At 68.1% G+C, this 6349-nt stretch carries 8 protein-coding genes; 1 reads left to right on the top strand and 7 read right to left on the bottom strand.

From position 1 onward, the window contains the following. Positions 1-106 precede the first annotated feature (106 nt). The 4 genes from ACFWYS_RS35045 to ACFWYS_RS35030 form a co-directional block, all read right to left on the bottom strand. Positions 107-373, bottom strand: a complete 267-nt coding sequence (locus tag ACFWYS_RS35045) for a DUF4235 domain-containing protein (protein WP_384777664.1) — start codon at positions 371-373, stop codon at positions 107-109. Continuing rightward, positions 370-840, bottom strand: a complete 471-nt coding sequence (locus ACFWYS_RS35040) for a DUF3618 domain-containing protein (RefSeq protein ID WP_384777661.1) — start codon at positions 838-840, stop codon at positions 370-372. Before ACFWYS_RS35040 ends, ACFWYS_RS35045 begins: the two co-directional genes overlap by 4 nt. Continuing rightward, positions 837-1256, bottom strand: a complete 420-nt coding sequence (locus ACFWYS_RS35035; protein WP_384777658.1) for a phage holin family protein — start codon at positions 1254-1256, stop codon at positions 837-839. The genes ACFWYS_RS35040 and ACFWYS_RS35035 overlap by 4 nt, the downstream gene beginning before the upstream one ends. A gap of 279 nt (positions 1257-1535) precedes the next feature. Beyond that, positions 1536-2597, bottom strand: coding sequence for a YihY/virulence factor BrkB family protein (locus ACFWYS_RS35030; protein WP_384777827.1), 1062 nt, complete (start codon positions 2595-2597; stop codon positions 1536-1538). A 349-nt stretch (positions 2598-2946) separates the two neighbouring features. On the opposite strand from ACFWYS_RS35030, the gene istB reads away from it, so the two are divergent. Then, on the top strand, positions 2947-3606 hold the full coding sequence (gene istB, locus ACFWYS_RS35025) for an IS21-like element helper ATPase IstB (RefSeq protein ID WP_384777655.1): 660 nt from the start codon (positions 2947-2949) through the stop codon (positions 3604-3606). Between the two features lie 510 nt (positions 3607-4116). Here istB and ACFWYS_RS35020 read toward each other — a convergent pair. From ACFWYS_RS35020 to ACFWYS_RS35010, 3 genes are all read right to left on the bottom strand, one after another. Then, positions 4117-4977 carry an HAD family hydrolase gene (locus ACFWYS_RS35020; RefSeq protein ID WP_384777652.1) on the bottom strand — a complete coding sequence of 287 codons (861 nt, stop codon included), beginning with the start codon at positions 4975-4977 and terminating at the stop codon, positions 4117-4119. Between the two features lie 172 nt (positions 4978-5149). Then, positions 5150-5833, bottom strand: a complete 684-nt coding sequence (locus tag ACFWYS_RS35015) for a DUF6766 family protein (RefSeq protein ID WP_384777649.1) — start codon at positions 5831-5833, stop codon at positions 5150-5152. 87 nt (positions 5834-5920) lie between these two features. Beyond that, positions 5921-6325, bottom strand: coding sequence for a hypothetical protein (locus ACFWYS_RS35010; RefSeq protein WP_384777646.1), 405 nt, complete (start codon positions 6323-6325; stop codon positions 5921-5923). Positions 6326-6349 lie beyond the last annotated feature (24 nt).

Genomic DNA, 6349 nt, shown 5'->3' with positions numbered 1-6349 from the left:
GGGGCCGGGGGGGGGGGGCGGCGCGCGTCGTCCGCCCCCCGCCCCCCCCGGCGGGCCGCCCCCCCCCCCCCGCCGGGGCGGGGCGCGCCCCCGCGTCGATGGGTGGTCAGCCGGGCCAGGTGCCGGTCAGGCGGCGGGTGGCAGTAGCGCCGCCGCGGTCGACGGCGGCTTTGACGCCGGCGAAGATGGCCCCTTGCAGGACCGCCGCGGACAGAATCTCGCCCCACGTACGGTGCTCGTCGGTGGCGTCCGGGGCGTCTTCTTCGTGTCCGAGCTGTTTCCAGAGCTGCTTGAACATTGCGCCGGCCAAGACGCCGCTGAGGGCGCCCGCGGCCATGCCGATCGGCTTGTAGGCGATCTTCGCGGCTTTCATCGCCGCCTCCTGGCGCGTCGGATGAGCAGAAGCGCGATGAGCGCGCCGGCGGCGCCAAGCAGTGGGGCCCGGTGGGCGCGCGCGGCCTGCAAACTCTGGCCGCCCTTCTCTCGTACCGGTTCCGGGGCCTTGTCCCGGGCGAGCTCTGCGACGTGCTTGGCCTGGTGGCGGACCTGTTCGGTGGCTGCGGCGGCCTTGGCACGTACCGGCTCCGGGGTCCCTTCCTGCACGGCGTGGGCGGTGTGCGCCGCCTTGTCCCTGATCTGGGCCGTGATCTGTGCGGTTTTCGCGGCGACCTGCTGTTTGACGGCCGCGGTCTTCTCCTGAGCGCGGGTCTTGACGTCAGTCTTCGCCGCTAGGGCCTCGACGGTCTCGCCCAGTTCCTTCCGGGTCGCCTCGACCTGCTCGCGTAGTTCCTTCGGGGAAGGTGCTGCCTCGCCGCCCGAGTGCGGCTTGTCTGAAGTCATCGCTGCGCTTTCTCCTTGATCTCGGCCATATCGGCCTTGAGGCTGTCCATGGTCTGCTCAGGTTTCGGTGGGGCCGCCTTGCTGATCTGCTGCTTTCCGAGCACCGCCATCAGTGCGGTGACGGCGGCCAGTACGCCGGTGACGATCAGCGCCGCGAGCCACACATCCAGGGAGAGCGACAGTGCTGCGATCACGGTGGCTACCAGGGCCTGCAAGGTGAGTACGCCCACCAGTCCGGCTCCGCCGAACAAGCCTCCGCCCCTGCCGAACCGCTTGCCCTTCTGCGTCATCTCCGCCTGCGCCAGGCGCATCTCGTCGCGCACCAACTCCGACAACTGCTGCGAGGCACGCTGCACCAAGTCGCCCACCGGTTCCTGCGTTCCGGCCCCGATGCGGTGGGAGCCGTCTGCTGTCATGTGTGCTCACCTCTCCTGCTTCAGCTCTTTCTCGCCGGCCTCGTGCTCGCCCGTGGTAGTGCAGGACCGAGCGGCGAGTCCTGCTTCCGCCCTCGGACCGGGTGGTCGAGTACCCGGTCAGCTACGTCTCACCGCCGTCAGAGGATCGGTCGCCGCAGCAATGCGGTGCACGGCGCACCAGAGCGCGTCCGGGTGAGCAGCCGATCTCGGATCGGCTTCGTCGTCGCCGAGGGCTGCAGGACCTCACAGTCCCTGCGAAGAGGCACGGGGCGGTCCGTTTCAGGATTCGAAGCGGCGGCGATCCTCCTCGTCCCACTTGCGGGTGTCGCGCGGCTGGACATACGGCTCCTCTTCGGCCGGATGGCCGCCCGCGATGGCGCGCTGGCGGGCCAGTTCCGCATCGAATTCCAGGCCCAGGAGGATCGCCAGGTTGGTGATCCATAGCCACACCAGGAAGACGATCACGCCGGCGAGGGTGCCGTAAGTCTTGTTGTACGAGGCGAAGTTCGCGACGTAGAGCGCGAACCCGGCGGAGGCGATCATCCAGATGAGCAGTGCCAGGAAACTGCCCGGTGTGATCCAGCGGAAGCCGCGGACCTTCGCGTTCGGAGTCGCCCAGTACAGGATGGCGATCATGACCGTGACCAGGAGGATCAGCACCGGCCACTTCGCGATCGACCACACCGTCAAGAAGGTGTCCCCGACACCGAGCGCGGTGCCGGCCTGGCGGGCCAGGCCGCCGGTGAACACGACGATCAGCGCACTGACCACGGCCATGACCATCAAAACCACGGTCACGCCGACCCGCACCGGCAGCACCTTCCACACCGGACGGCCCTCGGGAATGTCGTAGACGGCGTTCGCGCTGCGGATGAACGCGGCGACATAACCGGACGCCGACCACACCGCCAGCAGCAGACCGACGATCGCCATGAGTGAGCCGAGGCCCGCGCCGCCCTGCAGCTGCTGCACCGCGTTGCGCAGGATGTCCTGCGCCGCGCCCGGGGCGAGCTTCTGGATGTTGTCCAGAACCTGCTGCGTCGCCGACTGTCCAACGATGCCGACCAGGGAGATCAGCGCCAGCAGGGCCGGGAACAGCGCCAGGATCCCGTAGTACGTCAGCGCCGCCGCCCGGTCGGCCAGCTCGTCCTTCTTGAACTCCCTCAGGGCGCCTTTCAGCACCGCTCCCCAGGAGCGCTTGGGCAGATCCGTCGGAGTGTCCGGCGCCTGCCGCTCCACCTGCTCATCCGGCCCTGCCTCGGGTGCCCGCACAGTTTCGGCCTCCTGGCCGGCCGCAGCGTGCCCGCCGTGCCTTCCATGGCCTTTCAACGTCCGTACCATTTCGCCCGAGTATCCGGCCGGGGCGCAGCCATACCCGCAATTCGCGACGAACTCCCCTCCGGGACAAAGTCGGCGCGGGGTGGAATCCGCGATCACGCGTCGTGAATCATGATCATTTCTCGCCCGTATGTGGAGTCGGGCTCAGATCAGGATGCTTCCGGGTGAGCCAGACGTCGGCGGCGTGGGCGTCGTGGACTCCGGCCGACGTGACCATGCAAGGTCGTCGGGGCGCCGTCGCGTTCGATCACAGGCGGCCAAGATCGCTGCCGTTCCTGACATCACAGATGTCCTGTGCGCATGTCCCAGGGTGCCTGTGCGCAACGGTCACCTGTGACGCGGAGGAACAAGGGTGGCCGGGGCATACCACGGTCACCCGCACGTGGAGGTCGCCGCCCGCGACAGCCACGGCGCCGAGGGACGCATCCGCGCGGCCCGTTTCCCCTCCCGCAAGTCGCTGGAAGACTTCGACTTCGACCACCAGCGGTCCGTGAAACGCGAGGTCATCGCCCACCTGGGGACGCTGGACTTCGTCGTCGGCAAGGAGAACGTCATCTTCCTGGGGCCGCCCGGCACCGGCAAGACCCACCTCGCCACCGGGCTCGGCATCCGGGCCTGCCAGGCCGGCCACCGGGTCGCCTTCGCCACCGCCGCCCAGTGGGTCACCCGCCTCGCCGAAGCCCATCAAGTGGGCAGACTCAGCGACGAGTTGACCCGACTCGGACGGATCCCGCTGATCATCGTGGACGAGGTCGGCTACATCCCCTTCGAACCCGAGGCCGCGAACCTCTTCTTCCAGTTCATCTCGGGCCGCTACGAACGCGCCTCCGTGATCGTGACCAGCAACAAGCCCTTCGGCCGCTGGGGAGAGGTCTTCGGCGACGACACCGTCGCCGCCGCGATGATCGACCGCCTCGTCCACCACGCCGAAGTGATCTCACTCAAGGGCGACAGCTACCGGATGCGGGGCCGCGACCTCGGACGGGTTCCCACGGCCAACACCGGGGAATGACCAACATCAACTGACAGCGTGAGGTCCACTTTTCATCTGGTGCCCCCGGTCCACGATTCAGCCGTTACCGACACCCCAGGACCCACCATCCCGGCGCCGCCCGGGATAGGGGTGCGCCGAAGCCGGTCATCGCCGTGAAGTCGACGACCGGCAGCGACAGCCACCCGCCGAAAACACGCACTGCACGTCGTTACCGCAAGCGGCTCGGCGTCCCCGAGCCGCGTCAATCGCTGTACGAACCGACTGGTCAGCCACCACACGAGGACACCGCGACACCGCACCGGCAGCGCGACCACCACCGCCACGGACATCCCGCACCGCACATGCCGCGGCATCCCGCAGGTCCCGGCGCGGGCGCCCTCCGGTGCCAGGCGACGGGGACCACCCGTGGTGCTCCCCGTCGCCCATCCCCATCCTGGGCTGCCGCGCCCGGCCGGTGCACTGCGGTTTCCGTCAGTCTTCACCAGAGTCTGGGTGCCGGTCGCTCATCAGCAAGCCGTTGTCGGCGGGTCAGAAATCCCAAGCGCGGCGCTGTTGGCTGCTCTCTGGCGGGCGCAGGTGAACTCGCAGCCACCAAGAACAGAGGTCTCTCCGGCCCCCCAGTCCGGTCACCGTCCGCGACCCTTCCCGGGCTGGGCGGCGGCAGGGGCGCCGGCAGAGACCGGCCGCGGCACCCTGCCAGCGGGTCCGTCGGCGGCAGGGCCCTAGGCGAGTGGTGTGTCGTCCAGGGCCTTCGCGAGGTCGCCCGGGGGTGTCGTAGATGGCGATGGCGCCGGCTTCCTGCAGTTCATCGTCCCCGAAGCCGCCGGAGCGGACGGCGATCGCCGGCATGCCGGCTCTCTTCGCGGCCTCGACGTCCCAGACCGAGTCGCCGACCATCACACTCGACGCGTCGGGCCCAGCACCCAGCTTCTTCAGTGCCACCTGCAGCAGATCCGGCGCCGGCTTGGAGGACTCGACATCCGCGCTGCTGGTCCAGTCGTCGGCGATGCCGCGAGCGTCCAGCTTGTCCAGGAAAACGTCCACGTGACGCTGCTGGCCGGAGCTGGCGAGCACCAGCCGGTGACCGCGTTCCTTCACGGCCGTGAGCAGATCACGAGCACCGGGCAACGGCGCCATCTCCTCCAGCAGCGCATCGGCCTCCCGCCCCTGTCGCTCACGCGCCTTGTCGCCCAGGCGGCGCTCCAGGTCCTCGCCGCCCACAGCGGTGACCAGTTGGTCCCCGCCCATCCCGATCAACCGGTGCAGCTGCCACACCGGGAAGATCTCGCCCACCGAGCGCAGTGCTCGATACCAGGCAAGCGCGTGCTGGTAATTGGAGTCGATGAGCGTCCCGTCAATATCAAGGACAGCGATGACGGATTTGGTCACGCACACCGACTACCCGCCTGGCCGGTGCCCACACGGCGTGAGACGAGCGAGGGAGCCACGCGGTGGTGCGGACTTCCCTCCAGTTCCCACAAATCGTCCGGTACCAGCCGCTCAACGATCCCCACCACGACCGAAAGCCTAACCAGCCAGATGAGATGGCTTGTAAGCGGATTTATCCTTCGACGCCGGTCGAGGTGTGGGCGGCGCCTACGGGCTTGGATTCGGGGGAGCCGCGTTGGCGCAGGTACACCGAGAGAATGGCCATCGATGCGACGGCCAGCAGTTCGGACTGCCAGTTCTGCAGGGTGCGGTTCCAGAAGTCGGCGGTGGCGAGGTACTGCGTCCACGGGATGGGGGCCTGCAGATTGCGCAGGTGTTCCTCGTTGTAGGCGGCTGAGCCGTTGATGGACTGGGCCAGCCAGGACCACGCGAAGATTGCGGCCATAACGGTGCCCAGGGAGCGCGAGTACAGTTTCTGGCGCCATCCCTTGTCGGCGGCCCACCGGGGTGAGGAAGTTCCGGCATGATCGCCGACCCTTTGCTCGCGGTCACTCTCCACGCCAGCCTTGTGGAGTTCCTTGGATTCCGGCGAGCCGCGTTGGAGCAGCCATACCGTGCCGAAGATGTAGAGGAAGAACTGCAGATACTCCGACTGCCAGTTCTCGGTGACATCAACGGCGAAGTCGGAGGTCCCGAGATAGTGCCAGAAGCTGAGCGGGTGCAGCCCCTCGGCTACGAGCTGATTGTTGAAGTCTGCGTGGCCGGAGACGGCTTGCCCGGCCAGGGTGAGCAAGAACCCGGTACCGAAAGCCAGGGTGAGGCTGTTGTGCTTCACGAACTGTGTCAGGGAGCTCATCGCTGCATCAGCCCCACGGCGGTGAAATACGCCAGGCCGACTCCGACCGTCAGCAGCAGCAGTGTGAACAGGGTGCGCATGGTCCGGTCACCCGCCCTTGACCTGGCACTGGTAGGGCTGGTGGGGGCGCGGCACACAGCCGGCCGCGGTGATCATCCAACCGGCGGGGAAGGACGACAGGAACAGGGTGTCGGTGGTGAGGACCGCCCGGGCCTGCTGCCCGTACACCTCAATATCCTGCAGTGCTCCCGCATCTGGCAGCTGCTCGTCGAGAATGGCCCTGGCGCACGAGGCCTTGGCGGATTGTTCGAGTTCCTGGCGCGTTTCCGGGGCCAGCGCCGCGCAGGCGCGCGTCCCGTCGAAGTGACGGAGGCTGTTCGCAAAGCTCTCGGCGGCTGCCGACGCCGCCGTCTCACGCTCGCCGAGAGTGCTGCAGCCGGTCAGGACAGCGCACGCGAGGGTCAGGAGGGCTGCGCATCTCCACTGCGGCAAGGAAACCTCCACTCGGAAAGCAGG

Origin of the sequence: Streptomyces sp. NPDC059010, assembly GCF_042740355.1 — a bacterium.
Classification (GTDB): Bacteria; Actinomycetota; Actinomycetes; order Streptomycetales; family Streptomycetaceae; genus Streptomyces.
The sequence above is the reverse complement of the archived record's forward strand: the minus strand, read 5'-3'. Positions and strand labels throughout refer to the sequence as shown.

Coding starts and splice junctions, on each gene's coding strand:
- ACFWYS_RS35045 (WP_384777664.1), bottom strand. CDS start 373: ATGAAAGCCGCGAAGATCGCCTACAAGCCGATCGGCATGGCCGCGGGC.
- ACFWYS_RS35040 (WP_384777661.1), bottom strand. CDS start 840: ATGACTTCAGACAAGCCGCACTCGGGCGGCGAGGCAGCACCTTCCCCG.
- ACFWYS_RS35035 (WP_384777658.1), bottom strand. CDS start 1,256: ATGACAGCAGACGGCTCCCACCGCATCGGGGCCGGAACGCAGGAACCG.
- ACFWYS_RS35030 (WP_384777827.1), bottom strand. CDS start 2,597: ATGGTACGGACGTTGAAAGGCCATGGAAGGCACGGCGGGCACGCTGCG.
- ACFWYS_RS35015 (WP_384777649.1), bottom strand. CDS start 5,833: ATGAGCTCCCTGACACAGTTCGTGAAGCACAACAGCCTCACCCTGGCT.